Origin of the sequence: Achromobacter spanius (assembly GCF_039673305.1) — a bacterium.
GTDB lineage: Bacteria > Pseudomonadota > Gammaproteobacteria > Burkholderiales > Burkholderiaceae_B > Achromobacter > Achromobacter spanius_F.
This window is the reverse complement of record NZ_JBDJLJ010000005.1, coordinates 48114-71508: the sequence shown is the minus strand read 5'-3', so window position 1 is coordinate 71508 and position 23395 is coordinate 48114. Positions and strand designations below refer to the sequence as shown.

The window sequence follows — 23395 nt, the reverse complement described above, 5'->3', positions numbered from 1 at the left end:
AGGCGCCCCGTGGCGGCGGATGTGGCCAATGCGCCACCTCCCGCCATCGACCGCTACCGGGCCGCCTGTCCGCGCCGCAGCGCCTCGGCCACGCAGCGGGCCATGGCCTCGCCGTCCACGGGCTTGTCCAGGTAGGCACAGGCGCCCAGGCCAAGCAGCCGCTGGCGCGCCGCTTCCGTGGGGAAGGCCGTCATGAAGATCAGCGGGAATCTGCGCCCGGCGGCGATCAGCGCGCCCTGGAGCTGGTCGCCCGTCATGGGGGCCATCTGGACGTCGGTGATCATGCAGTCGGGGTCGCCCGCGGCCTGGTCGTCCAGGAATTCGGGGCCCGAGCCGTAGGCCCGGACCTCGTAGCCGAGCGAACGCAGCAGGCTGGACAGCGACATTCTGACCCCATTGTCATCGTCGACGACAGCAATAGTGGGAGTGTGGTTCATGTAAGAAAATCCTTCGGGCCGGGCGGATCACGATGCGCATCCGATGCGCGGCATGTTTCCTTATGAACCTTTGCGGCTGCCAGGAAAATCATACAGAGGTTTGGTGCCGACCCCGGTCATGGCGCGGAAATGCCCAGGGCCTCGGCGTGGCGGACCAGGTCGGCCAGCGAACGCACGCCCATCTTGCGCATGACGTGGCCCCGATGGATCTTGACCGTGATCTCGCTCAGCCCGATCAGCCCCGCGACCTGCTTGTTCATCAGGCCCGACACCACGTGCGCCATGACTTCGCGTTCGCGCGGCGTCAGGGTGTCGTAGCGGGCGCGCAGGCCGCCCATCGCGGCGTCCCGGGAACGCCGCTGCGTGTCGCGCTCGATGGCGGCCGAGACCGCGTCCAGCATGTCCTGCTCGCGGAATGGCTTGGACAGGAAATCGACCGCGCCGGCCTTCATCGCGCGCACGGTCATGGGGATGTCGCCGTGGCCGGTGATGAACACGATGGGCAGGTCGATGCCCTGGCGGGCCAATTGGTCCTGGAAATCGAGCCCGCTGATGCCCGGCAGCCGCACGTCCAGCACGATGCAGCCCGGTGCATCGGGGATCTGCGCCTGCAGCAGTTCAGCGGGCGAGGCGCACAGGGTGGTGCGCAGCCCGACAGACCGGAACAGGCTGTCCAGCGATTCCCGGACGGCGGCCTCGTCGTCGACGATGATGACCTGGGATTGTGGCGCCGCGGGCGCGGCGGTCGTGGAGGGGCGAAGGTTCATGCTGGAGTGTTCCCGTTCGTGGCGGCAAGGGTGAGCCGGAATGCGGCCCCCGCGCCTGGCGTGTTGTCGACGGTGAGGGTGCCGCCATGGGCTTGCGCCGTGGTCCGGCAGATCGGCAGTCCCATGCCCATGCCTTGCGGCTTGGTGGTGAAGAAGGGGTCGAACAGACGTTCAAGGTCTGCCGGCGCGATGCCGGGGCCGGTGTCGCTCACGGTGACCGCCACCATGCCGCCGTCGTGGCGGGCGGCGCTGACCGACAGCCGGCGCGGCTGCGACTGGCCGGCCATGGCCTGGCTGGCATTGATCATCAGGTTGACCAGCACCTGCTGGAGCTGGATCCGGTCGCCGGTGACGGACGGCAGGCCGGGCTCGATATCGACCTGGAGCGCCACGCGTTCGCGCGTGAGCTCGTGCGCGACCAGCCGGGTGGCCTCGTCGACGACGGTTGCGACGTCCAGCTCCGCCTGCTGCACCGGCGCCTTGCTCAGGAAGGCCCGGATGCGCTTGACGATCTCGCTGGCGCGCCGGCCTTCGGAGACGATGCGTTCCATCGCCAACCCGACCTCGTGCAGGTCGGGCTGCTCGCGCCGCAGCCAGCGCATGCCCGCGTCGCCGCTGGTGACGACCGCCATCAGCGGCTGGTTGACCTCGTGCGCGATCGAGGCGGTGAGCTCGCCCAGCGTCGCGACCCGGGCGGCGTGCGCAAGCTCGGTCTGGGCCAGCAGCAGCGCGTCCTGCGCCTGTCTGCGTTCGGTGTTGTCCACCACGAACACCAGCACGGGGCCGTCCACGTCGTCCGCGACGGGAAAGGTGATCGTGAAGAGCACGGGGATGCGGCTGCCGTCGGCGCGGACGATCTCGGTTTCGCCTTCGTGGAAGGCGTCGCCCTGCGCAAAGGCCAGGAGCGAACGTGCGTACATGCGGTCGTCGTCGCAAAGGATGTCGTCGACGGAGTCCAGCGCCTGCGCCGAATCCTGCCGGCCCACCATCGCCAGGAATGCCGGGTTCACGTCGTCCACCTTGGCGAGCTTGCGGGCGTGGCCGATGAATTCGGGATGGCGCGCCAGGTGGGCGCTGAGCGCGGGGCCGTCCATGAGCCCCTGGGCGGCGAGCGCCGCGCGCACGGCGCGCCAGTCCTCCTGGATGACGCCGATGCGGCTGGCGTCGAACATGCGCCGATAGCGCCGTTCGCTGCTGACCAGCGCGGCGTAGGCCGCCTTGCGGTCGGTGACGTCGCGGTGCGTTTCCATGACGCCCGTGATGCGTCCGTGGTGGTCGCGCTGGAGCACCCAGCGGCTTTCCAGGACAAGCGTGGCGCCGGATCGGGTTTGCTGTTCCAGCGTGCCGTCCCAGCTGCCCGTGGCCAGCAGTTCGGCCTCGATGGTTTCGCGGCGGTCGGGGTAGCGGGTGTGCAGCAGGTCGTCGGCGACGCGGCCGATGGCCTCGCGCGCCGGCCATCCATAGGTTTCTTCGGCGGTGCGGTTCCAGAACGTGATGACGCCGGGATGGTCGCGCACGAAGATCATGTCGTGCGACAGGTTGAGCAGCCGGGCCTGGGAGGCGAGCCGGCGGGTTGCGCTCTGGTTCTGCAGCGCAAGCAGCGCGGTGATGCCGATGGCGGCCAGGCTGACCAGCGCGCGCGCCGTGGGCGACCCCACGTGGTTCAGGCCGTGTGAATTGAGGTACGCCGCGATGGTGAGCACCAGCCCGCCCGCGCCCGCCACGATGATGTCCGCGCGCCGCGAGGTCCGCGCGGCGAGCAGCACGACGACCACGTACAGCACCGCGACCGCGCCGTCGAAGGCGGTGAAGGTGTCCACCAGCGCGATGGCCAGCGCGAGCAGCAGGGCGGCCAGGCGAAACACCAGCTGCATGCGGCGCGGGCCGGACGTCTCCAGGGCTTCGGGGCGCGCCTGCCGCGGCGGCTGGCCCGGCGCGCGGCCGAGTGTAGACGTGAGCAAGTTCCACCTCCGGTAAGGGGCGCGCCCGGACGGGCGTGGAAAGACGCGGGCGCGCAATGAGACCCGCACATTATCAGGCATCTTTGAAAGAAAACACCCGTATTTCCTGGGTAAACCTTGGTATGACGCCAGGAAACGATCCGCCGATTTTGCTGGCGGGCGGCCGTGGCTATTCTGGTTTCCATCGGGCAACGACGCCCGACACGCAAGCCGAACCAGGAGAAATTCCATGAACGACCTTACGCTTCAAACCCGCATGACCGCTCCGCTGCGCACCCCCTCCGACCTGGGCGCCGAGGCCCGCGTCGATATCGCCGCCGCGCTCACGGGCCTGCTGGCGGACATGTTCGCGCTGTACCTGAAGACCAAGAATTTCCACTGGCACCTGTCGGGCCCGAACTTCCGCGACTACCACCTGATGCTGGACGAGCAGGGCGACCAGATCTATGCCACCACCGACGTCATCGCCGAGCGCGCCCGCAAAGTGGGCGGCACCACGCTGCGTTCGATCGGCCACATCCACCGCATCCAGCGCCTGCTGGACAACGACGCCGACTACGTGACGCCGCAGGACATGCTGGCCGAGCTTGCCGACGACAACCGTCGGCTGACGGGCTTTCTGCGCGCGACCCATGCCGTGTGCGACAGCCACAACGATGTGGCGTCCACCAGCCTGATCGAGAACTGGATCGACGAGGCCGAGCGCCGCACCTGGTTCCTGTACGAATCCACCCGCGCCGACCGCTGAGGCGCGCGCATCGGCCTGCCTGTCCCTTGCGCCGTCCGGCGCTTCCAGGAGATGTTTCCATGTCACACGACTACCCCGCGGCGGCCCTGCCTGCAGGCGCGACCGCCCCGTCATTTGCCCTGCCGGCGACGCCGGACCAGACAGTCCGGCTTGAAGAACTGCGCGGCCGCCCGCTGATCCTGGCGTTCTTTCCCGCCGACTGGAGCCCGGTCTGCGGCGACCAGATGGCGCTGTACAACGAGATCCTGCCCGAGTTCCACAAGGCGGGCGCACAGCTCGTCGGCATCTCGGTGGACGGCGTCTGGTGCCACGCGGCGTTCGCCGCCGATCGCAGGCTGCATTTCCCGCTGCTGGCGGACTTCGAACCCAAGGGCGAGGTGGCCCGCCGCTACGGGGTCTACCGCGCGCAGGACGGGATCGCCGATCGCGCGCTGTTCGTCATCGACGCCGAAGGCGTCATCCGGTGGAGCTACGTGTCGCCGCTGGGCATCAATCCCGGCGCCGACGGCATCCTCGACGCGCTCGACAGGCTTGCCGCGCCCGCCACGACATCAGGAGTCCGAGCATGAGCCGTCTCTTCATTCCCGTGAACGCCCAGGACCATGCCGAGGGACCGGAGCTTGCCCCCGTGACGCTGGTGGAATATGGCGACTACGAATGTCCGTATTGCGGGGAGGCCTATCCCGTCCTGAAGGCGGTGCAGCGCGCCATGGGCGACCGGCTGCGCTTCGTGTTCCGCAACTTTCCGATCTCGGAACTGCATCCCGATGCCGTCCGCGCGGCCGAGTTCGCCGAAGCCGCGGCCCAGGCCGGCAAGTTCTGGGTCGCCCATGACCTGCTGTACGAACGCCAGGATGCGCTGGCCGAACGCGACCTGCTGCGCTATGGCGAGGAAATCGGGCTTTCCCCGCAGGTCCTGCGCCGCGCCTTCGATGGCGCCTTCGATTCCAAGATCGAAGTGGACTTCAGCGGCGGGGTGCGCAGCGGCGTGAACGGCACGCCCACGCTCTTCATCAACGGCGTGCGGCACGACGGCGCGCGGGACGCGCAAAGCCTGGTCCAGGCGCTGAACCGGGCGGCCCTGGGCGCGTCGGCGCATGCATGATCCGGCCGGTGCGCCGTCGCGGCCTGCCGCGGGCGCACCGGTCCCGGCTTAAGTTCGGCCCTGTCTTGCCGTTACATATTCCATAACAGACGGGGCCATGGACGGGCAATCCTTGCTCAAGGCCCCCCGGAAGGGATAGAGGCAATGACATCTTTAGCCCCAATTGGCGCCGCGACCACCATCGGTCAGGTTCAGCCCGCGACCGGCGTCGTCCGCGCGGCTCCCGTGTCCGCGGTGACCACGCCGTCCTCCACGACGGTCACCCTGGGACAGAGCGTCACCACGCCGTTGACCTACACGCCGCAATCCGCGTCGGCGGCTGGCGCCGCGGGCGTGACGTGGGAAAGGGATGCCGTGGATGCGGTGTCCACGGCCATCGCGGCCACCATTTCGTCGCGCTCGGTTGCCGGCCGTTTGGAAGGCGTCGCTTCCGCGCTGCTCGACCGGTTCAAGACCGACGGCGGCAATTATTCGCAGTCCGCGAAGCTGCCGGCCGCGGCAGGGCAGGTTGACGAACTGACGGGCGCCACGCTGGCCCCGGCGTCCGCGCAAGGCGATGACGCCTATACGCTGCGCATCACCACCGCCAGCGGCGTGAAGGTCGCCGTGACGCTGAGCAACAGCGCCGACGGGCTGGGCGTGCAGGTCGAAGTGACCGAGGGTGAACTGTCCGAAAGCGAACGCAATGCGATCGCCGGCCTGTCCAAGTCGTTCCAGGATGCGGTCGACGGCCTGGCCTCGGTGCCGCCGCGCATGGCCTGGTCCGGCCTGGCCAAGTTCGACACCGCGGTGCTGTCGTCGGTGTCGCTGCAGGCCACCACCAGCGCCAATGGCGTGATTTCCCAGTCCGTGGATTTTTCCGCCGACAGCAAGCAGCGGTCGCTCACGATCAAGAACGCCGATGGCGTGGTGAAGGTCGATGTCGACATCAGCAAGACCGCCGTCTACGGCAACGCGCGGCAGCGCGACGCGGCCGTCAGCGACTACCTGCAGCAGTTCGAGGCGGCGCGCACCCGCGGCCGCGGCGACGAAGCGCTGATGGGGCTGTTCAAGGACGCGTTCACCGAATTGCACCAGACCTACGAGGCGGGCGCCGCGCCGTCGAGCCAGGCCCCCAGCCGCGTGGCCGCCGGCTATACCTATCGCAGCCTGCTGTCGGGTGTGGCGGATTTCTCGGCGTCGGTCTCGCAGACCATGCAGGCGAGCAACCCGTACAAGACCCGCGAATTCGACCAGTTCACCTATCAGGTCTCGCAGAGCAGCAGCGTGAGCGGCCGGCCGCTCTTCGACCTGGCCGTCAAGCAGGAGCAGCGCGCCAACCTGACCGCCAGCTTCCATACCGCGCTGACGCCGCAGCAGCAGCTGGACCTGACCAACGACAAGGACTCGCAGAACTACCGCTACTACCAGATCAACGACGAGGTCAGCAGCAAGACCGACATCCGCTACGAGGCGGGTTCGCTGGCGTCGGCGACGCTGACCAACACGCGCAACCTGAACATGCGGATGCAGGCCTACGTGAAGGGCGAGCTGATCGAAGACACCAACATCCCCGTGTCCGACACCAAGACGCGCGACCTGCTGTCGCTGGTGCGGGCCGCGGACCTGGAACCGCGCGAGAACGACCGCCTGCTGCGCCGCGATCCGGCCGTGGCGGATGCGATCCTGCTGGACAAGCATGTGGCGCTGGCCCGTTCGGTGGCGCGCGAGCGCCAGGGCTGATCGTTGCGCGGGCGTCGAGCGGTTGGCGTCCGCCAGATCCGATTTGCGGCAAGCGCAGGTCATTCCGCAGACGTCGGCCGGCCGGCGCGGTCGCGCCGGGGTTACATCACTTTTACCGCCCGGCCGATGAACTGGATCGGGCCGGTGGGCTTGCCGATGGGCGAGCCGGTGGCGGGTTCCAGCGTCAATTCAAATAACTGGTTCGGTTCCAGTGGGGGTAGCTTGTCCAGCGGGATGCGCACCGGCTCGCCCGGCTTGACCAGGCCCAGCGACACCGGGCCGGCCCAGCCATCGGCCTTGGTCCAGAATTCCAGCGCACGATCGGGCGGCACCTGCATGGCTGCGATCGGCACCAGTTGCACCTCGCGCTGACCGGCCTGGGCCTGCACCACCCAGCCTGGCGTCTGCGACTGCGGCGCGACCAGCACTACCATGTACTGCACAGGGCCCGGCGTTGGCGCCGGCCGTAGCACCAGGGCGCCCGCCAGAACCAGTGCGGCGGCCAGGCCGCTGGCGGCCACGCCGCGCCAGAAGAACAGGCTGTCCCACCAACCTGGACGCGTCGGCCGCCCGGCTTGCCGGGCAGCATGTTGGCGATCCAGCGTATGCGCGATGCGTGGCCACAGGCCGGGCGAGGGCTCAACCGACACGGCCAGGCTGGTCAGCGGCAGCAGGCGGTCTTCCCAGCGGTCTACGGCGGCGCGCAGCGCGGCATCGTGTGGCAGGCGGTCATTGACGTCGCGACGGCGCGCGTCGGACAAGGTGCCCAGCACGTATTCGCCGGCCAGTTCGTCCAGGTTTTCGGGGAGGTCAGACGGGGCGCTCATGCGAGGCATTCCTTCAGCGCTTTCAGGCTGCGCTTGATCCAGGCTTTGACGGTGCCCAGAGGGGCGCCCACGCGCTGTGCGATTTCGCTGTGCGACAGACCTTCCACGTAGGCGTGCAGCACGCAGTTGCGGCGCACGGGTTCCAGTTGTTCCAGGCAGGGGCCGATGCGCCCGGCGCTGTCGCGCCAGTCGAAGGCGTCGCGCGTGTCGTGCCAGGCGTCGATCGCGTCGCGGGCATCCAGCGCGGCGGCGGTATCGTCGTCGACGGCGGTTTCGTGGCGACTGTCTCGCACGGCGTTCAGCGCCAGGTTGCGCGCGACGCTGTAGAGCCAGCCGCGGGCAGAGCCGCGTGCGGCGTTGAAGCTGCCAGCCCGGTTCCAGATATTGACGAAGGTGTCGTGCACGATGTCTTCGGCGCGGGCGCGGTCACGCACGATGCGCTGGGCCACGCCCAGCAGCCGTGGACCTTCATGGCGGTACAGGGCTTCCAGCGCCGAGCGGCGCCCCGCGGCGCACTGCTCGAGGGCCGCTTCGTAATCGAAATCCGGAACAGTTCGGTTCGGCATGCGCGCGTGGCAAGGGAAGGTGGGCACGGACCGGGCAGGCAAGCGTCGGGCGGCGGCGGATCCGGGATTGTCACCGGACCAGCGCCGCCGCTACTCGCCGAGTGTCAGTCAGCCTTCCAGAAGATGTAGTCGGCCTGGTACGACACCTGGCTGCGTTGGCCGGCCTTGGTGCAAGGCGTCTGGGGCGCCACGCCGCCCTTGAGCGCCGTGCGCTGGATGTAGGCGACGCCGGTCAAGGCGCCGGCGCCCATGGCGGGGTTGGCCTTGACCAGTTGATAGGGCAGGTTGCCCGCGCCGGCGGGCGCCACGGCGACCTGCGTGCCGGTCAGCTTGGAGCCGTCAGCGGCTTCCCAGGTGGCGGGCGGGCCATAGTAGGTGCCGACTTGCTTTCCCTGGCGGTCTTTCAGGACCGCCTTCGGACCGGCGAAGACCCATTCCACCTGGTCCTTGGCGTCGGCCTTGGCGCGGCATTCATAGGTGATGTCGCCCGTGCCCACGGTTTCCCAGGCAACTTTGTGGCCGGCGGGTACCTGGACGGGGGCGGGCAGGGCATCTTGCGAGGCTGCCTTGGCCGGCGAGGCTTGCAGCATGCCGCAAGTGGCCAGCAGGGCGGCGGCGAAAAGGCCGGTGGCGGGGGTGGGGCGAGTCGTCATGAGCGGTCTCCTGCGGAGTAGGAATCTGAGGCAACGGCGCACGGAATGCGCGCCGTTGCAGGTACTACACGCGGGAGCCGCTGTTGGATGCAGGCCGGGGCAATTATTTTTTTGCCCCGGCGCGGCGATTTACTTGAACAGCGCGGCGTTTTCTTCCAGCACGGTGTCAGCGCACTGGGCGTCCAGGTTGCCGCCGGGCGCGCCGGCCACGCCGATGGCGCCGATCACGCTGTTGCCCGCCTTGACGGGCACGCCGCCGCCCAGCAGCAGGAAGCCCGGGATGTCGGTCAGGTTGGCCGCGCCCGGATTCTTCTGCGCGTTTTCCATCATGGTCAGCGTGGGCGTCTTGGCCGACACGGCGGTAAAGGCCTTGGCGCGGCTGGCCTCGATGGTGTGCGGGCCGGCGTTGTCGGCGCGCGCGAAGGCCTTGAGCAGGCCGGCGCGGTCAACGACCGACGCGCTGACGTTGTAGCCCTTGGCCTGGCAGGCCGCGACGGTAGCGGTGGCGAGCTTCTGCGCGTCGGCCATCGACAGATTGCTTTCGCTCAGCACGGCGGCGTGGGCGGCGCCGGCGAAGGCCAGGGTGGAGGTCAGGGCGGCGAGCGCGAATTTGTTCATGGTCTGCATCCTTGTTGGGGTGGTGCGATAGGAACAGACAGTGTGGCCAAAAGGCCGTCCGGGCGGTATACGCCCGACTACGCGCGCGCCTCCGTAGCGTTACGGAGGCCGGTTCAGTCGAGCAGGGTCGCGTACTGGCGAATGAGCTGCGCGAGCGACTCCGCTTCCAGCTTGGCGAACACGTTGGCCCGGTAGGTTTCGACGGTGCGCGGCGACAGGTCGAATTCGCGGGCGATTTCCTTGTTGCTCATGCCCTGGACGATGCGTTCCAGGACCTCGTGCTCGCGCCCGGACAGACGCGCCAGGCGGTCGGCCGCCGCCTGCGTGACGGCCAGCCGTTCGCGGCTGGCGATGTGCGTGCGCACGGCTGCCTGCACGGCGTCCAGGAAGACGTCGTCGTCCACCGGCTTCTGCAGGAACTCCATGGCGCCGCCTTTGAAGGCGCGGCGGCACAGGTCCACGTTGGCGTGGCCCGTCAGCATGACGACCGGCAGGTCCGAGCGTTCGGCCAACTGCGCCAGCACGTCCAGGCCGCTGATGCCGGGCATGCGGATGTCCAGCACGACGCAGCCGATCGCGGACTGCGTCAGGGCGTCCAGGAATTCCATGGGGTCGGCAAAGCCCGCGCTGCGCAGGCCGACGCTGCGCAGCAGCAGCGCCAGGCCGTCGCGCACCGCGTCGTCGTCGTCCACCAGGTAGACCAGCGGGGAATGATCGTTGGGATTCATGCGGCGGCTCCGGCGCGCGGCAGGCTGACGGTGAAGCAGGCGCCCGCCGGGCTGAGGTTGCGCGCGGCGATGCGGCCGTCCATGGAGCCGGCCAGCGTGTCGCACAGCGCCAGGCCCAGGCCCATGCCTTGCGCGCGGGTGGTGTAGAAGGGGGCGAACAGGCGCGGCATCGCATCGGCCGCGATGCCGGGACCCGTGTCGCTGACGTTGAATTGGTAGTTCCCGTCCACGGCACGGCCCTCGAGCGAGATCTGGCGGACCCCTTGGACGCCGGCCAGCGCGTCGGCGGCGTTCTGCACCAGGTTGTGCAGGATCTGCTCAAGCGCCACGCGGTCGCCCAGCGGGCGGGCGCCGGGACTGGCGTTGTGCCAGGACAGCCGGATTCCCTGCCGGGCCAGTTCGGGCTCGCGCAGGAAGCGCAGCGATGCGACGAGCGCGTCGGGGTCCAGGGCCTCGCGCCGCGCGGGGGAACTGGGCTGCACCAGTGCGCGCATGCGGCTGATGATGTCGGCGGCGCGCCGGGCCTGTTCGGCGCTGGCCAGGAGGGCATGGCGCACGGTGGGGCGCTCTTCCTCGTCGTCGAGCAGGCGCTCCGCGGCGCGGGTATGCGCCAGGATGGCGGTCAGCGGCTGGTTGAGTTCGTGCGCGATGCCGGCGGCCATTTCGCCCAGCGTGCTCAGGCGCGCCATGGCCGCCAGGCGCACCTGCTCCTGCTGGCGGCGCGCCACGGCGCGCGAGCGTTGCCAGGCTGCGGCGCCCGCCACCAGCAGCGCGCTGGCCGCGGCCCAGGCCAGCCATGCGGTCCAGGGCCAGGCCTGGGGCGTCAGCGTGCGCGTGCTGCGCATCTGGAAAGGCTGGCTCGCCGCGCCCAGCGGCTTCTGCAGGGCCAGCGTCCAGCCCGGCACGGCGTCGTCCGGCTGTTTTTCAAGCAAGGTCAGGGGCGACTGGTCGACCGTAAGCGTCAGGTTGGCCAGCCCGGGCGGGAAGTCCGCCGCCGGCACCAGTTGGCGCGCGTCCAGCAGCAGGCTCCAGCCGGATGGCGCGACCAGCCAATACTGCGCGTCGTCGATGGGCAGGGTGACCGGCCGGCCGAGCTGGCGCGCGCGCTCGACGGCGGCCGGCAGGCCTTGCGGCTGCGCCACGCTGCCGGACCAGACGCCATCGGGCAGATGGCCCAGGCCCAGCAGCTGCGGCATGGCGGGCTGCAGGCTGGGATAGAGGCGTTCGGGAGCCGGGGGGTGCGAAAGCGCGGCCAGGGTGGCCAGCACGGCTTCGTGCTGCACCGTCTTCTGGCTCAGCATGCGCTGGGCCACGCTGGTGCTCTGGAAAAAGCGCTCGTGCTGGTCCACGTATTCCTGCCGGCCGATCCATAGGGCGCCGACAACGAACAGGACCAGCCAGCAGAGAAAGGCGCGCGCGCGCGATAGGGGATTCACGCCTGAAATTATGCCTTGCGGCCGGCGCGCGCCGGAATCCGTAGGGCTACGGAGGGGTCAGGCCGCCAGTTTGCGGGACGGCGCGTCGCCGGCCGGCTGGGAACTGGCGGACACCGCCATCTGGTACAGCGCGGCCACCAGGTCCGACTGCGTCACCAGGCCGTGCAGGTTGCGGGCCTCGTCCAGCACCGGCACGCAATGCAGGCTGTCGGACATGGGGCGGGCCAGCTCGATGACGGGCAGGCCCGGCGTGGCGAAGGGCACTTCGCTGCGCATGCAGTCGCCCACCAGCAGGTCCGGCGCGGATTCGCCCGCGGCCGCCACCGGCGCCAGCCGGCTCTTGCGCGCCAGCACGTCGCCCTGGGCGACCATGCCGGCGTAGCGGCCCGCCGAGTCCAGCACGGGCAGGGCCTGCAGGCGGTGCTTGTCGAACAGCCGGACCGCGTAGTCCAGCGGATCCTTTTCCATGACCGACACCACATCGCGCGACATAATGTCGGCGCAGCGCACGTCGCCAAAGCGCCGCACGCTGGCGCGCAGTTCGGCGTCAAGCACGATCTCTTCCAGGTCTTCCTTGCTGATGTCCAGCAATTCGCCGCGCTGGCTCAGCGCCTCGTCCAGGTCGGCGCGGGAAAAGCCCAGCCGCGCGCTGGGAACGGGGTCGCGCGTCTTGTGGCCGGCCGCCGGTTCCGCGTGGCGGCGCGGATAGTTGCGCTTGAGCGCACCGTTGAACACCACGGCGATGCACAGCAGGATGAGGGAATTCAAGGCCACCGGCCACAGTGCGAAGCCATAGCCCAGGCTGGCCACCGACGGCCCGCCCAGCACCGCGGTCAGCGCCACCGCGCCACTGGGCGGATGCAGGCAGCGCAGCGAGAACATGGCGCCGATCGCCAGCGACACGGCGACGGCCGCGGCAATGCCCGGCACGGGAATGAACTGGGCGCAGAAGACGCCGATCAGCGCGGAAACGAGGTTGCCCGCCATCAGCGACCAGGGCTGCGCGAGCGGGCTGGCGGGCGCGGCGAACAGCAGCACGGCGGACGCGCCCATCGGGGCGATGAACCAGGGGTTGGCCGAGCCCAGCGCATGGCGGCCCACCCATTCGGTGCAGAACAGCCCGAGCAGGGCGCCCACCGCGCCATAAAGCTTTTCGCGTCCGTTGACGCCCACCGGCGCTGGCGCGAACGAACCCAGCCAGCGCTTGATTGCAACTCCCAAAACCGTCTCTCCTCGCGCTCTCAAATATGTCGCGGGACGACAATTTATCACGAGGCTAATCGCTTCCAGGTATTTGCTTATGCGCAAAAAAGGGGTCAGGCCGGGTCCGAGTCGTCGCCCATGCGGGCCAGCAGGCGCGTCAGGAGCGGACGCATGGCCTGCAGTTCCTCCAGGTGCGACGCGGACAGGTTTTCCAGCAGGCGTTCCGCCTTGGGCGTCAGGACGACCTCGACGCGGCGGCCGTCTTCGGGATCGGCTTCGCGGCTGACGAGGTCCAGCCGCGCCAGGCGCCCCACCAGTTCCGCCGCCGTGTGCGGGCGGATCAGCAGGCGCTCGGCGATCTCTCCGACATAAAGGCCGCGGCGTCCGGTCGCGCTCTTGCGGGTGCCCTTGATGGCAAGCAGCGCCTGATGCTGCTGCGGCATCAGGTCCAGTTCCGCCGCCGCGCCTTCGCTGAAGGCCGCGAACTTGCGCAGTGCATAGCGGAAGTCCGCCAACAGTTCATAGTCGGCGGGAGACGGGCGGGCAGGGGGGCGGGAGGGAGTCACCGCGCGATTCTAATATATGTCGTGATACGATATAAATGACATTTCTCAAACTTCCCGCGGTTGATCCCGCCTTTCCCCGAACATGCCTTCCAATTCTTCCTCCGGCCGTCCCGGCCTGCGGCTGGGCGACTTCACCACCGACCGCCGCGTCGTATTGCTGATGGGCCTGGCCATTCCGGTCGGACTGGCCAGCGTCGCGGCCGCCTGGCTGCTGCTGCGTCTGATCGCGCTGTGCACCAATGTGGCCTATCACGCCGTGTTTTCCTTCGCGGACATGCCGATCACGACGGGCCAACTGGGACCGGGATCGGTCGCCATCCCGGTCGTCGGCTGTCTCATCATCGGCCTGATGGCGCGCTACGGGTCCGAGAAGATCCGCGGCCACGGCATTCCCGAAGCCATGGAAGCGATCCTCATCGGCAAGAGCCGCATCCAGCCCAAGGTGGCGGTCCTGAAGCCGGTGTCGTCGGCCGTGTCGATCGGCACCGGCGGGCCGTTCGGCGCGGAAGGGCCCATCATCATGACGGGCGGCGCCATCGGATCGCTGCTGGCGCAAACCATCCACCTGGACGACGGCGAGCGCAAGACGCTGCTGGTGGCCGGCGCTGCGGCCGGCATGACGGCCATTTTCGGGACGCCGCTGGCGGCGGTGCTGCTGGCGGTGGAACTGCTGCTGTTCGAATGGAAGCCGCGCAGCTTTCTGCCGGTGGCGATGGCGGCGCTGGTGGCGGCCGCGACGCGCGCATTCATCATGGAGCCCGGCCCGATCTTCGCGTATGCGGGGGCGCTGTCCTTCACGCCCTGGCACCTGGCGGCGTGCGCGGCGGTAGGCGTGCTGGCGGGGCTGGGCTCGGGCGTGCTGACGTCGCTGGTGTACGCGGCCGAAGACCTCTTTGAAAAACTGCCCATCCACTGGATGTGGTGGCCGGCGATCGGCGGCCTGGCCATCGGCATCGGCGGGCTGATCGAACCGGCCGCGCTGGGCGTGGGCTACGACAACATCCGCCACATGCTGGCGGGAGACCTGGCCCTGCAGGCGGTGCTGGTGCTGCTGGTGGTCAAGGTTGCGATCTGGTCGATCGCGCTGGGCTCGGGCACGTCGGGCGGCGTGCTGGCGCCGCTGCTGATCTTCGGCGGCGCGCTGGGCGCGCTGGCGTCGCCCTGGCTGCCGCAGGCCGATCCGGGATTCTGGGCCCTGGTGGGCATGGCCGCGATGATGGGCGGCACGATGCGCGCCCCGCTGACCGCCACGCTGTTCGCGGTGGAGCTCACCGGCAACATCGGCGCGCTGCTGCCGGTGCTGTCGGCCTGCGTCTTCGCCTACGGCGTGACGGTGCTGCTGCTCAAGCGTTCCATCCTGACCGAGAAGATCGCGCGGCGCGGCCACCATATCAGCCGCGAGTATCGGGTCGATCCTTTCGATCTGCTGCGCGTGGCCGACGTGATGACGACGCCCGTGCAGACCTTGCCCGACACGTTGACGGTGGCGCAGGCCATCGCGCATTTCACGACCGCGCAGCCCGTGCACACGAGCTACCCGGTGCTGGACGCGCAGGGCGTCGTGGTGGGCGAGGTTACGCGTGCCGACACTCTGGCGTGGGCGCTGGACAGCGAGCACGACGAACGCACGCTGGCCGACGCGCTGGCCGGCCGGGAACTGGTGCAGGGCCATCCCGACGAGCTGGCCAGCCAGATCGCGGACCGCATGGCCCTGTCCGGCGCGGGCAGGGTGCCCATCGTGGATCGCGCCAGCGGACGCCTGCTGGGCATCGTGGGCCGCAAGGACCTGTTCCGGTCCCGCGCTCGGCGGCTGCGCGAGGAAAGCCAGCGCGCGGCGTACTTCCGCATGGGCGCGCCGGCGGCGAAGCGGGTGGGCAAGGCAGGGTAGCCAAGATCTGGTGTCAGACTCCGATCGAGACACCAGATGCCGCAACAATCCGCGTCAATTCCCCGCCGACGCCGCCCGCAGCTCCCAAAGCACATCCAGCACGTGCTGCGTGGCCCGTTCGACCTGTCCGGCGCGGTGCGCGATGCCGAGCGGGCGCCACAGCGCGGGCCGCACCGGCCGCATGACGATGCGCGGATCCGGCTGCGGCGCGGTGGCTTCGTGCGGAAGCAGGGTGGCGCCGTAGCCGGCGGCCACCAGGCTCTTGATGGCGTCGTTGTAGTTGAGCTGAATGCGGGCGCGGGGATTGAGCCCGGCGGCCGCGAACCATTCGGCCGTCAGGCGCGACAGCCGTGTGCTCGCATCGTTCAGGATCAGCGGCCGTTCCGCCAGCCAGGCCGGCGTCAGGCGCGCGGGCGCTTTCCAGGCCGCGGGCAGGAAGGCCATCACCGGATCCCGCCGCCACTGGCGCAGCACCAGGCCGTCAAGCGGCGGCTGGGGCAGGGCCACCAGCCCCACGTCCAGCGTGCCATCGGCCAGCCGCAACAAGGTTTCCTGGGAAGTCAGCACCGCCACCTGCACGTCGATGCCGGGGTGGTCCCTGCCGAGCGTCTCCAGCGCCTGAGGCAGCAGGTGCGCGATGGCGCCCGTGGACGCCCCAAGCCGCACGCGGCCGGCCAGGCCCTGCACCTGCCGCTGCACGTCGTCCAGGGCTTGGTCGGCCTCGGCGAGCAGCCGCCGGGCGCGTTCCAGCAGCGTGTCGCCGATGGCGGTGGGCCTGACCTGGCCGCGCCTGCGCGTGAGCAGCGGCGCGCCCACGCGGGATTCCAGGTCCGATACGTGCAGGCTGACGGTGGGCGGCGCCAGGTGCAGGGCGCGCGCGGCGTCGGCGAACGAGCCGAGGTCGGCGATCGCGACCAGGGTGCGCAGGCGGTCCAGGCTGATTTCTCGCATGGGAATTTCCGGTTGGATCTGCGGTCTTGGGCAGAGCGGCGGCGGGCCGACCGGCCTGAGCGTGCCCCCGTTTTGGCCAAAAGACGCCATTATTCAGAAAAGCTGAACTGGATGGTCATGATATTCGACTTTTCTTATCAGGATGCCGGATCGATGATGAAGGCCTTCCTGAGCGGATCAGGCAACTCCGACCTTTGCGGACAGCATCATGACCAAACCCCTAGTATTCATCGACGGCGACCAGGGCACGACCGGCCTGCAGATCCATGAACGCCTGCATGGGCGCGGCGACCTGCGCCTGCTGACGCTGCCCGACGCCGACCGCAAGAATCCCGAACGGCGCGCCGAGGCCATCAATGCGAGCGATATCGCGATCCTGTGCCTGCCCGACGAGCCGGCCCGGCAGGCCGCCGCGTCCGTGGTCAACCCGAAGGTGCGCGTCATCGACGCCAGTTCCGCCCACCGCACCGACGCGGGCTGGGTGTATGGCTTTCCGGAGATGAGCGAAGGACAGTCCGAACGCATCGCCAACGCCCGGCGCGTAAGCAATCCCGGCTGCTACCCCACCGGCGCGATCGCCCTGCTGCGGCCCCTGGTGCAGGCCGGACTGGTGCCGGCGGACTATCCCCTGGTCGTGCATGCGGTGTCCGGGTACTCGGGCGGCGGCCGCGCCAGCGTGGACGCCTATGAAGCGCCGGAAGGCGCGCGGGGTCCGGCCTTCCAGCTGTATGGACTGGGCCTGGCCCACAAGCACACGCCCGAGATCGAGCGGCATGCGGGCCTTACGCAGCGTCCGGTGTTCGTGCCGTCCTACGGCGCCTTCCGCCAGGGCATCGTCCTGACCGTGCCCCTGCATCTGCGTCTGCTGCCCGCAGGCGTGGACGCCGCGGCGCTGCACGATTGCCTGCTGCGGCACTACGCCGGCGCGCACCATGTGCAGGTGGTCGGCCGCGAGGACGCAGCACAGCACACGCACCTGGATCCGCAGGCGCTCAACGGCACCAATGACCTGCGCCTGGGCGTCTACGGCAATGAAGAGCACGGGCAAGTGCTGCTGACGGCCGTGTTCGACAACCTGGGCAAGGGCGCGTCCGGTGCGGCGGTGCAGAACCTGGATCTGATGCTGGCCGCGATCGGCTAGGGATGCATGGCGCGGGCCCAAGGACGGCCCGCGTCATGGTCAGCGTGCGCCGGGCCAGCTTCGGACGATCACTTGTCCAGCCACGGCGCTTCCTTCCAAAGCTGCTGGAACGCCGCTTCGCCGGCGGCCAGTTCCTTGGCGTAATCCGCGGGCGGCAAATACCGTAGCGGGGCGAACATGTCCTTGGCCTTGGCCTGGAACTCGGGATCGTCCACCGTGCGCTTTAGCGCGGAGACAAGCTTCGTGCGCACGTCGTCGGGCAGGCCCTTGGGCGCGGCCAGGCCGCGCAGTGATGCCAACTCGAAATCGTATCCCTGCTCCTTGAAGGTGGGCACGTCCGGCAGCGCCGCCGAACGCGTCTTGCCCATCTGGCCCAGGAAGCGCAGGGGCGTGCCGCCTTTCTGGTACTGGAGCGCTTCGCCCACGTTGATGGCGCCGATCGTGATTTCACCGCCCGCCAATGCGCCGCGCACTTCGCCCGCGCCCTTATAGGGGATATGGCTGAGCTTCGTGCCGGATGCGCGTTCAAAGCGCAGCATGGCCAGGTGATCGTCCGAACCGGTGCCCGTGGTGCCCACGGTGACCTTGCCAGGATTCTTTTTGGCAAAGGCGGACAGGTCGGCCAAGTTCTTGAGCGGGTTGTCGTTCAGGACCGAGAAGGCGCCGGGATCGTCGATCAAATTGCCAAGCAGGTCGAAGCTCTGCCAGGTGAAGCTGGTCTTGCGTTCGATGGGGATCGTCAACAGGTTGGGCGTGTTGATGAAGCCGATGGTGTAGCCGTCGGGCTGGGCGCGGGCCAATTCGGCAAACCCGATGGCGCCGCCCGCGCCGGGGCGGTTCAGCACGACGATGCGCGCATCGCCGCCCAGGTACTTTTGCAGGTAGGGCGCCATCATCCGCGCCACCAGGTCCGTGCCGCCGCCCGGGCCGTAGGACACGATCAGGTTGATTGGACGGTCGGGATAGCCGGCCGCCTGCGCGGCGCCGGTAAACAGGGCGGCGCCTGCCAGCAGGGTGGCCAGGGCGCGCAGCGTCCGGCGCTTGTTTTGTTGTTGCATGGTTGTCTCCTATGTAAGTTTTGGCGGCTTGGCGTTTGTCGGGCCTTTCGGCACGAACAGACGCGCATTCCGCACTGTTATTTCAGGTTGGCGATGCGCTTGGCGGCCAGGGGCCAGACTTCCGGATTCACGAGTTGGGGCGGGCGTTCGCCGCGCAGCATCGCGGCCAGTTGCGTGGCCGACGAGCGGGCCACATTGCGTCGAGCTTCGTGCGTTACGCCGGCGGTGTGGAAGGTGGCGACGACGTTGGCCAGACCCAGCAGGGGGGCGGCGCGGTCGGGCGGCTCCTGTTCCCATACGTCCAGCCCCGCGCCGCGCAGATGCCCGCCGCGCAGGGCGTCGTACAGCGCGGCTTCGTCGTGGATGCCGCCGCGCGCCGTCGAAATGAACACCGCGCCGCGTTTCATGGCCGCGAAGGCCCGCGCGCCGACCAGGCCGCGCGTGGAGGCGTCCAGCGGGCAATGCAGCGACACGACGTCGGACTGCGCCAGCAGTTCATCCAGCGTCACGGGCTCTGCACCACGGCTGCGGATGGTGTCGGCGTCCAGCAGCGGATCATGCGCGATCACGCGCAGGCCGAAGCCTCGCGCGATGCGGGCGACGCACGTGCCGATCTTTCCGATGCCCACCAGACCGATGACGCCGCCATGGATTTCATGGCCCATCAGGTCCTCGCGCGTGAAGCCCGTGTCGTGACGCAGGCGGTCATGCGATTCCACCACGCGCCGCTGCACGGCCAGAAGCAGCGCGTATGTGTGCTCGGCCACGGACTCCGCGTTGCCGCCTGCCTGATTGACCACCGCGATGCCGGCCGCGGTGCACGCCGCCACGTCGATCGTGTCGTAGCCCGCGCCGCCCGACGACACGCACACCAGGTCGGGGCACTGCGCGATGAGGTCGGCGTTGACGAACCACTGACGCGGGAGCTCGTCCTTGGCGGCAGACACATGGTAGGCATGGGCCGATTTCAAGCCGGCCAGCGTGCGGGCATCGTCGCCCCTGGCCGGCAGCACCGACAGCGAGATACCCGCCGTGCCGCCGATGATCTCGTCGAACACCGGATTGAGCCACAGGTCCAGGCGGCAGAGCCTGGCTGGCGGGTGGGGCGCGGCCGCGCTCACAGTACGCCCCGCGCCTTGAGCGTGGCGTCGACCCAGGCGCGGTCCAGCGTTCCGCGCTCGATGTCCTGCAGCACGCGGGCTTCGGATTCGGCGATGGCGCGCACGCGGGCCGCGATGGCGGGCGCCTCGTCGGGCCGGATGGCCAGCAGTCCGTCGGCATCGCCCACCAGCAGGTCGCCGGGCAGTACCACCATGCCGTCGATTGTTACCGGCACGTTGATGGCGCCCGGGCCATCTTTGTACGGGCCGCGGTGTGCAACACCGCGCGCGTAGACGGGAAAATCGCCTTGGCCGATCGTTTCGCTGTCGCGGATGGCGCCGTCGATCACGAAGCCGCCCAGCCTGCGTTTGGCAGCCCATCCAACCATGATTTCACCGATGATGGCATTGCTCATGTCGCCACCCGCGTCGACCACGATCACGTCGCCGGGTTGTGCGGAATCGATGGCCTTGTGCACCATCAGGTTGTCGCCCGGCCGCGTGCGCACCGTGTAGGCGCGGCCCAGGATGCGGCGGGTGCGGTGCATGGGGCGCAGGGCCGATGTGCCCGTGCCGCGGCTCATGGCATCGCTGATGTTGGCCACTGCCAGTCCTTGATAGGCCGCGAGGGTCTCGCGGCTGGGACCATCGGGGCAGTCCTGCAGGGTAAATCCGAACTCCGGCATGGCGCTTTGTCTCCTGGGTGATGATTCGAGGCGACTCTACGCTGGGTGTTTTCGGAGATAAAGCGAATAATTTTCGGCCAAAAAGTTCGCTTTTTGGAAATCAATGGGCGCTTCCTGCCGGGATCTAGACCATCCCGGCGGGAGCGTGGAAATCCAGGCAGGCTTCGGCGTGCGCGCGCAGGCTTTCGAGCATGGGGCGCGTATCGTCGCGTCGCCATTGGAAGGTATAGAGCAGGGGCCGCAACGGCGGGAAGCCCGGCAGCGGCTGCAAGTCGCCGCGCTGGATCAGGATGCGCGCCCAGGCAGCAGGCAGGAAGCCAAGGCCAAGGCCCTGGCGCAGCATGGCCGCTATCCCGCCCCAGCTGTTGCAGCATTGATTTCGTCCCGGCGACACGTGCTGTTCGGTCAGCCAGTCGTCCAGGATGCGGATCGCGCCGGAGCTTTGCGGCAGGGTGATGAGCGTCAGGCGGGGCAGGTCGGCGGGCGTGAGCGCCGTGGGATCGGGCACGGCCCGCGCCGAGGCCACCCATTCGAAATGTGCGTTCCCGATCACGCGTGAAGCGAGCGACGGCCGGGACGAGGGGCCGGCGATCACGGCGAAGTCGAGCTCGCCTTCCTCGAGTCCGCGCTCCACCAGTTCGCCCACGCCCACGAAGGGCTCGACGAGAAGATTCGGGTGCGCTTGCTGAATCACTTCGATCAGTCGGGCCATCCAGGTCAGGGAGGTCAGCTCGCCTGCTCCGAAGCGGCAGCGGCCGGAATAGCTGAGGTTGTTGCTGGCCTGTTGCATGAACTGGTCGGCATTGCGAAGCAGGTCCTTGGCGTGCGGCACGAGTTGCTCGCCCAGCGCGGTCAACGTGGCGCTGCGGGCGCTGCGGCTGAAGAGTTCGGCGCCGATGGAGGATTCCAGTTCGCCAATCCGCTTGGACAGCGACGACACCGAAATATTGAGCCGGTTCGCCGCGATGGCAAAGTTCTTGCAAGTGGCGGCCCAGTAGAAGGCCTCGAGCTGTTTGAGCGTCATGCGTGGGCGGGCTGGATCGACCAACCGATGTTGAGGGCGAATAAAAGTGTAGTGAACAGGATCAATAAAGTCACTTTATTCAAACTTCAACCGCGCCTATAGTCATCCGCCTCTACTGACGTCTTGCGCGCGGCGGCCCCGCCGCCGGGCGCTGCCAGGAGCCACATCATGTCAGACCCGCTGCGCCGCATGCTCAGCCTGCACGACTTTGAAGCCGCCGCCAGAAAACTGCTGCCCAGGCCCATCTACGCCTATGTGTCGGGCGCGGTCGAAGACGGCCAGTCCGAGCGCGCCAACCGCGACGCCTATGCCGAGTACGAATTCCGTCCCAAGGTGTTGGTGGACGTGTCCGGCCGCAGCACCCGCTGCACGGTGCTTGGCCGGGAATATGCCGCGCCCGTGGGCGTGGCGCCCATGGGAATTTCGGCGCTGTCGAGCTATCGCGGCGACGTCGTGCTGGCGCGCGCGGCATTCGATGCCGGCGTGCCTTGCATCATGAGCGGCTCTTCCCTGATCCGCCTGGAAACCGTGATGGAGGCCGCGCCCGGCACTTGGTTCCAGGCCTACCTGCCGGGCGACCAGGCGCAGATCGACGCGCTGATCGATCGGGTCGCCGCGGCTGGGGTGGACACGCTGGTGCTGACGGTCGACACGCCGGTCGCCGCCAACCGCGAGAACAACGTGCGGGCGGGCTTTTCGACGCCGCTGCGGCCTAGCCTTGGCCTGGCGTGGCAGGGGCTGACGCATCCTCGATGGCTGGCCGGGACCTTTCTGCGCACGCTGGCGCGACATGGCATGCCGCATTTCGAGAACAACTATGCGACGCGCGGCGCCCCCATCCTGTCCGCCAACGTGCTGCGCGACTTCTCGGATCGTGGCCACCTGAACTGGCAGCACGTGGCGGCCATCCGGCGGCGATGGAAGGGGCCGATGGTGTTGAAGGGCATCCTGCATCCGGACGATGCGCGGGCCGCGCGCGCGCTGGGCATGGATGCTGTCATCGTGTCCAACCATGGCGGCCGGCAGCTGGATGGCAGCATGTCGCCCCTGCACGCCCTGCCTGCCATCGTGGACGCGGCGGGGGACATGGAAGTCATGTTGGATAGCGGCGTGCGGCGGGGAACGGACGTGCTGAAGGCGATGGCGCTGGGAGCGCGGTGCGTGTTCGTCGGCCGTCCGTTCAATTATGCGGCGACGGTGGCCGGCCAGCGCGGCGTGGCGCACGCCATTGCGCTGATTGCCGAAGAGGTCAGGCGCAATATGGGCCTGCTCGGCGTGGTGGATCTGCAGGAGCTGGATGCGGACTTTCTGCGGCGCGTGGGCGAGGATGCGCTTCGCCCGCTGTTGCGGACTAAGGAGCGCTCGCCGCCGCCCGCAGCGTAACCAGGCGCTGGGCCAGCGTGGCTGCGGACAGCTCGCCTACCCGCAGATCGACTAGCCGCCCCTCTGCGTCCAGGAACAGGGTCGCGGGCAGGCCGCGGTTGCTCAAGTCGAGCGAGGCGGCGCCAGCAGGGTCGCGCAGCACGTTGCGCAGCCCGGGGGCGTGTTCCTGCAGATACCGGGCGATCTCCGGCGCCGTTTCACCCTGGTTCAGGAACACGAAGTGCACGTCCGGGTGGGCGGCCTGCGCCCGGGCGAAGGCGGGCATTTCGCGGCGGCAGGGCGGACACCAGCTCGCCCAGAGATTGATCACGGCCGGTTTGCCATGAAAGGCGGACAGGGCTGCCGGCGTGCCGTCCAGCGCCTGCAGTTGCAGTTCGGCCAGCGCAGGCGCGGGCTCTCCCGCGGGCGCGAGCAGCCGTCCGCCGACCAGCCACGCCGCGCTGGCCAGGGCCAGGGCGCCCAAGAGGGCCGGCCGGGGCACGGTGCGCCGCAGCATGGCGGTCACGCCATAGAGCCAGGCCGCCGCCAGCCCCAGCGTGCCGGACCAGCCGCCATCGCGCACGTCCAGGATGCCCAGCGGATGCTGCGCGAACTGGTCGCGGTATTCCCAGACAAAGCCCAGCCGCGCCGCCGCCAGCCCGGCGATCAGGGCGCCCCACAGGACGCCGGAAACGTCGGCGCGGCGTTCGGCCCGGGGCCTGCGGTCCAGGACGCGCGCGGCAAGCAGCGCAAGGGCGGCCGCGACGGCCAGCACCGCGAGTTCGGCGGGAAACACCAGGGGGCCAATGCGGATGGCAGGGGGCATGCGGGATCCATTCGGAAGGGGG

General features: G+C 69.0%; 24 protein-coding genes. 7 read left to right on the top strand and 17 right to left on the bottom strand.

What is annotated here, in order from left to right:
- Window positions 1-53: 53 nt before the first annotated feature.
- The 3 genes from ABE485_RS06975 to ABE485_RS06965 form a co-directional block, all read right to left on the bottom strand.
- Complete coding sequence (locus ABE485_RS06975) at window positions 54-437, bottom strand: response regulator transcription factor (RefSeq protein WP_346514484.1); 384 nt, start codon at window positions 435-437, stop codon at window positions 54-56.
- 116 nt (window positions 438-553) lie between these two features.
- A complete protein-coding gene (locus tag ABE485_RS06970; protein WP_346514483.1) occupies window positions 554-1204 on the bottom strand; it encodes a response regulator transcription factor in 651 nt (216 codons plus the stop codon).
- Complete coding sequence (locus tag ABE485_RS06965) at window positions 1201-3165, bottom strand: PAS domain-containing sensor histidine kinase (RefSeq protein ID WP_346514481.1); 1965 nt, start codon at window positions 3163-3165, stop codon at window positions 1201-1203. Before ABE485_RS06965 ends, ABE485_RS06970 begins: the two co-directional genes overlap by 4 nt.
- Window positions 3166-3394: 229 nt before the next feature.
- On the opposite strand from ABE485_RS06965, the gene ABE485_RS06960 reads away from it, so the two are divergent.
- The 4 genes from ABE485_RS06960 to ABE485_RS06945 all read left to right on the top strand — a co-directional run bounded on the left by ABE485_RS06960 (window position 3395) and on the right by ABE485_RS06945 (window position 6740).
- Window positions 3395-3913, top strand: a complete 519-nt coding sequence (locus ABE485_RS06960) for a Dps family protein (protein WP_346514480.1) — start codon at window positions 3395-3397, stop codon at window positions 3911-3913.
- A gap of 59 nt (window positions 3914-3972) precedes the next feature.
- The gene (locus ABE485_RS06955; RefSeq protein ID WP_346514478.1) at window positions 3973-4482 is read left to right on the top strand and encodes a redoxin domain-containing protein; all 510 of its coding nucleotides are present in this window, start codon (window positions 3973-3975) and stop codon (window positions 4480-4482) included.
- Window positions 4479-5018 carry a DsbA family protein gene (locus ABE485_RS06950; RefSeq protein ID WP_346514476.1) on the top strand — a complete coding sequence of 180 codons (540 nt, stop codon included), beginning with the start codon at window positions 4479-4481 and terminating at the stop codon, window positions 5016-5018. Before ABE485_RS06955 ends, ABE485_RS06950 begins: the two co-directional genes overlap by 4 nt.
- Window positions 5019-5162: 144 nt before the next feature.
- Window positions 5163-6740 (top strand): hypothetical protein, encoded by a 1578-nt coding sequence (locus ABE485_RS06945; RefSeq protein WP_346514475.1) that lies wholly within the window; start codon window positions 5163-5165, stop codon window positions 6738-6740.
- A gap of 101 nt (window positions 6741-6841) precedes the next feature.
- Here ABE485_RS06945 and ABE485_RS06940 read toward each other — a convergent pair whose 3' ends face one another.
- From ABE485_RS06940 to ABE485_RS06905, 8 genes are all read right to left on the bottom strand, one after another.
- On the bottom strand, window positions 6842-7567 hold the full coding sequence (locus ABE485_RS06940; protein WP_346514474.1) for an anti-sigma factor: 726 nt from the start codon (window positions 7565-7567) through the stop codon (window positions 6842-6844).
- On the bottom strand, window positions 7564-8133 hold the full coding sequence (locus tag ABE485_RS06935) for a sigma-70 family RNA polymerase sigma factor (protein WP_346514472.1): 570 nt from the start codon (window positions 8131-8133) through the stop codon (window positions 7564-7566). Before ABE485_RS06935 ends, ABE485_RS06940 begins: the two co-directional genes overlap by 4 nt.
- Window positions 8134-8237: 104 nt before the next feature.
- A complete protein-coding gene (locus ABE485_RS06930) occupies window positions 8238-8786 on the bottom strand; it encodes a DUF3455 domain-containing protein (RefSeq protein WP_346514471.1) in 549 nt (182 codons plus the stop codon).
- A gap of 129 nt (window positions 8787-8915) precedes the next feature.
- Window positions 8916-9404, bottom strand: a complete 489-nt coding sequence (locus ABE485_RS06925; RefSeq protein ID WP_346514469.1) for a GlcG/HbpS family heme-binding protein — start codon at window positions 9402-9404, stop codon at window positions 8916-8918.
- 113 nt (window positions 9405-9517) lie between these two features.
- The gene (locus ABE485_RS06920) at window positions 9518-10132 is read right to left on the bottom strand and encodes a response regulator transcription factor (protein WP_346514467.1); all 615 of its coding nucleotides are present in this window, start codon (window positions 10130-10132) and stop codon (window positions 9518-9520) included.
- Window positions 10129-11568, bottom strand: a complete 1440-nt coding sequence (locus tag ABE485_RS06915) for a sensor histidine kinase (RefSeq protein WP_346514466.1) — start codon at window positions 11566-11568, stop codon at window positions 10129-10131. The genes ABE485_RS06920 and ABE485_RS06915 overlap by 4 nt, the downstream gene beginning before the upstream one ends.
- Window positions 11569-11625: 57 nt before the next feature.
- The gene (locus ABE485_RS06910; protein WP_346514464.1) at window positions 11626-12789 is read right to left on the bottom strand and encodes an HPP family protein; all 1164 of its coding nucleotides are present in this window, start codon (window positions 12787-12789) and stop codon (window positions 11626-11628) included.
- 95 nt (window positions 12790-12884) lie between these two features.
- The gene (locus ABE485_RS06905; protein ID WP_346514462.1) at window positions 12885-13337 is read right to left on the bottom strand and encodes a MarR family winged helix-turn-helix transcriptional regulator; all 453 of its coding nucleotides are present in this window, start codon (window positions 13335-13337) and stop codon (window positions 12885-12887) included.
- A gap of 82 nt (window positions 13338-13419) precedes the next feature.
- On the opposite strand from ABE485_RS06905, the gene ABE485_RS06900 reads away from it, so the two are divergent.
- Entirely contained in the window at window positions 13420-15225 is a 1806-nt protein-coding gene (locus tag ABE485_RS06900) for a chloride channel protein (RefSeq protein ID WP_346514460.1), read from the top strand.
- A 54-nt stretch (window positions 15226-15279) separates the two neighbouring features.
- Here ABE485_RS06900 and ABE485_RS06895 read toward each other — a convergent pair whose 3' ends face one another.
- Window positions 15280-16176 carry a LysR family transcriptional regulator gene (locus ABE485_RS06895; protein ID WP_346514459.1) on the bottom strand — a complete coding sequence of 299 codons (897 nt, stop codon included), beginning with the start codon at window positions 16174-16176 and terminating at the stop codon, window positions 15280-15282.
- A 208-nt stretch (window positions 16177-16384) separates the two neighbouring features.
- Between ABE485_RS06895 and argC the strand changes: the two genes are divergently transcribed.
- On the top strand, window positions 16385-17317 hold the full coding sequence (argC, locus tag ABE485_RS06890; RefSeq protein WP_346514457.1) for an N-acetyl-gamma-glutamyl-phosphate reductase: 933 nt from the start codon (window positions 16385-16387) through the stop codon (window positions 17315-17317).
- A gap of 68 nt (window positions 17318-17385) precedes the next feature.
- On the opposite strand, the gene ABE485_RS06885 is transcribed toward argC, so the two are convergent.
- The 4 genes from ABE485_RS06885 to ABE485_RS06870 all read right to left on the bottom strand — a co-directional run bounded on the left by ABE485_RS06885 (window position 17386) and on the right by ABE485_RS06870 (window position 21185).
- On the bottom strand, window positions 17386-18375 hold the full coding sequence (locus ABE485_RS06885) for a tripartite tricarboxylate transporter substrate binding protein (RefSeq protein WP_346514455.1): 990 nt from the start codon (window positions 18373-18375) through the stop codon (window positions 17386-17388).
- 77 nt (window positions 18376-18452) lie between these two features.
- Complete coding sequence (locus tag ABE485_RS06880; protein WP_346514454.1) at window positions 18453-19496, bottom strand: hydroxyacid dehydrogenase; 1044 nt, start codon at window positions 19494-19496, stop codon at window positions 18453-18455.
- Complete coding sequence (locus ABE485_RS06875) at window positions 19493-20161, bottom strand: RraA family protein (RefSeq protein ID WP_346514453.1); 669 nt, start codon at window positions 20159-20161, stop codon at window positions 19493-19495. The genes ABE485_RS06880 and ABE485_RS06875 overlap by 4 nt, the downstream gene beginning before the upstream one ends.
- Before the next feature lie 124 nt (window positions 20162-20285).
- A complete protein-coding gene (locus tag ABE485_RS06870) occupies window positions 20286-21185 on the bottom strand; it encodes a LysR family transcriptional regulator (RefSeq protein ID WP_346514452.1) in 900 nt (299 codons plus the stop codon).
- Window positions 21186-21353: 168 nt separating this feature from the next.
- Between ABE485_RS06870 and ABE485_RS06865 the strand changes: the two genes are divergently transcribed.
- Window positions 21354-22568: an alpha-hydroxy acid oxidase gene (locus tag ABE485_RS06865; protein ID WP_346514450.1), complete on the top strand. Its 1215-nt coding sequence runs from the start codon at window positions 21354-21356 to the stop codon at window positions 22566-22568.
- On the opposite strand, the gene ABE485_RS06860 is transcribed toward ABE485_RS06865, so the two are convergent.
- Window positions 22537-23373: a TlpA family protein disulfide reductase gene (locus ABE485_RS06860; RefSeq protein WP_346514448.1), complete on the bottom strand. Its 837-nt coding sequence runs from the start codon at window positions 23371-23373 to the stop codon at window positions 22537-22539. The genes ABE485_RS06865 and ABE485_RS06860 overlap by 32 nt on opposite strands.
- Window positions 23374-23395: the final 22 nt, after the last annotated feature.

What these genes read in the sequence shown, in the direction of transcription:
- ABE485_RS06865 (WP_346514450.1), top strand. Translation starts at nt 21,354, where the DNA reads ATGTCAGACCCGCTGCGCCGCATGCTCAGCCTGCACGACTTTGAAGCC.
- ABE485_RS06950 (WP_346514476.1), top strand. Translation starts at nt 4,479, where the DNA reads ATGAGCCGTCTCTTCATTCCCGTGAACGCCCAGGACCATGCCGAGGGA.
- ABE485_RS06870 (WP_346514452.1), bottom strand. Translation starts at nt 21,185, where the DNA reads ATGACGCTCAAACAGCTCGAGGCCTTCTACTGGGCCGCCACTTGCAAG.
- ABE485_RS06955 (WP_346514478.1), top strand. Translation starts at nt 3,973, where the DNA reads ATGTCACACGACTACCCCGCGGCGGCCCTGCCTGCAGGCGCGACCGCC.
- ABE485_RS06875 (WP_346514453.1), bottom strand. Translation starts at nt 20,161, where the DNA reads ATGCCGGAGTTCGGATTTACCCTGCAGGACTGCCCCGATGGTCCCAGC.
- ABE485_RS06860 (WP_346514448.1), bottom strand. Translation starts at nt 23,373, where the DNA reads ATGCCCCCTGCCATCCGCATTGGCCCCCTGGTGTTTCCCGCCGAACTC.
- ABE485_RS06970 (WP_346514483.1), bottom strand. Translation starts at nt 1,204, where the DNA reads ATGAACCTTCGCCCCTCCACGACCGCCGCGCCCGCGGCGCCACAATCC.
- ABE485_RS06945 (WP_346514475.1), top strand. Translation starts at nt 5,163, where the DNA reads ATGACATCTTTAGCCCCAATTGGCGCCGCGACCACCATCGGTCAGGTT.
- argC (WP_346514457.1), top strand. Translation starts at nt 16,385, where the DNA reads ATGACCAAACCCCTAGTATTCATCGACGGCGACCAGGGCACGACCGGC.
- ABE485_RS06940 (WP_346514474.1), bottom strand. Translation starts at nt 7,567, where the DNA reads ATGAGCGCCCCGTCTGACCTCCCCGAAAACCTGGACGAACTGGCCGGC.
- ABE485_RS06975 (WP_346514484.1), bottom strand. Translation starts at nt 437, where the DNA reads ATGAACCACACTCCCACTATTGCTGTCGTCGACGATGACAATGGGGTC.
- ABE485_RS06960 (WP_346514480.1), top strand. Translation starts at nt 3,395, where the DNA reads ATGAACGACCTTACGCTTCAAACCCGCATGACCGCTCCGCTGCGCACC.
- ABE485_RS06895 (WP_346514459.1), bottom strand. Translation starts at nt 16,176, where the DNA reads ATGCGAGAAATCAGCCTGGACCGCCTGCGCACCCTGGTCGCGATCGCC.
- ABE485_RS06925 (WP_346514469.1), bottom strand. Translation starts at nt 9,404, where the DNA reads ATGAACAAATTCGCGCTCGCCGCCCTGACCTCCACCCTGGCCTTCGCC.
- ABE485_RS06900 (WP_346514460.1), top strand. Translation starts at nt 13,420, where the DNA reads ATGCCTTCCAATTCTTCCTCCGGCCGTCCCGGCCTGCGGCTGGGCGAC.
- ABE485_RS06930 (WP_346514471.1), bottom strand. Translation starts at nt 8,786, where the DNA reads ATGACGACTCGCCCCACCCCCGCCACCGGCCTTTTCGCCGCCGCCCTG.
- ABE485_RS06885 (WP_346514455.1), bottom strand. Translation starts at nt 18,375, where the DNA reads ATGCAACAACAAAACAAGCGCCGGACGCTGCGCGCCCTGGCCACCCTG.
- ABE485_RS06935 (WP_346514472.1), bottom strand. Translation starts at nt 8,133, where the DNA reads ATGCCGAACCGAACTGTTCCGGATTTCGATTACGAAGCGGCCCTCGAG.
- ABE485_RS06920 (WP_346514467.1), bottom strand. Translation starts at nt 10,132, where the DNA reads ATGAATCCCAACGATCATTCCCCGCTGGTCTACCTGGTGGACGACGAC.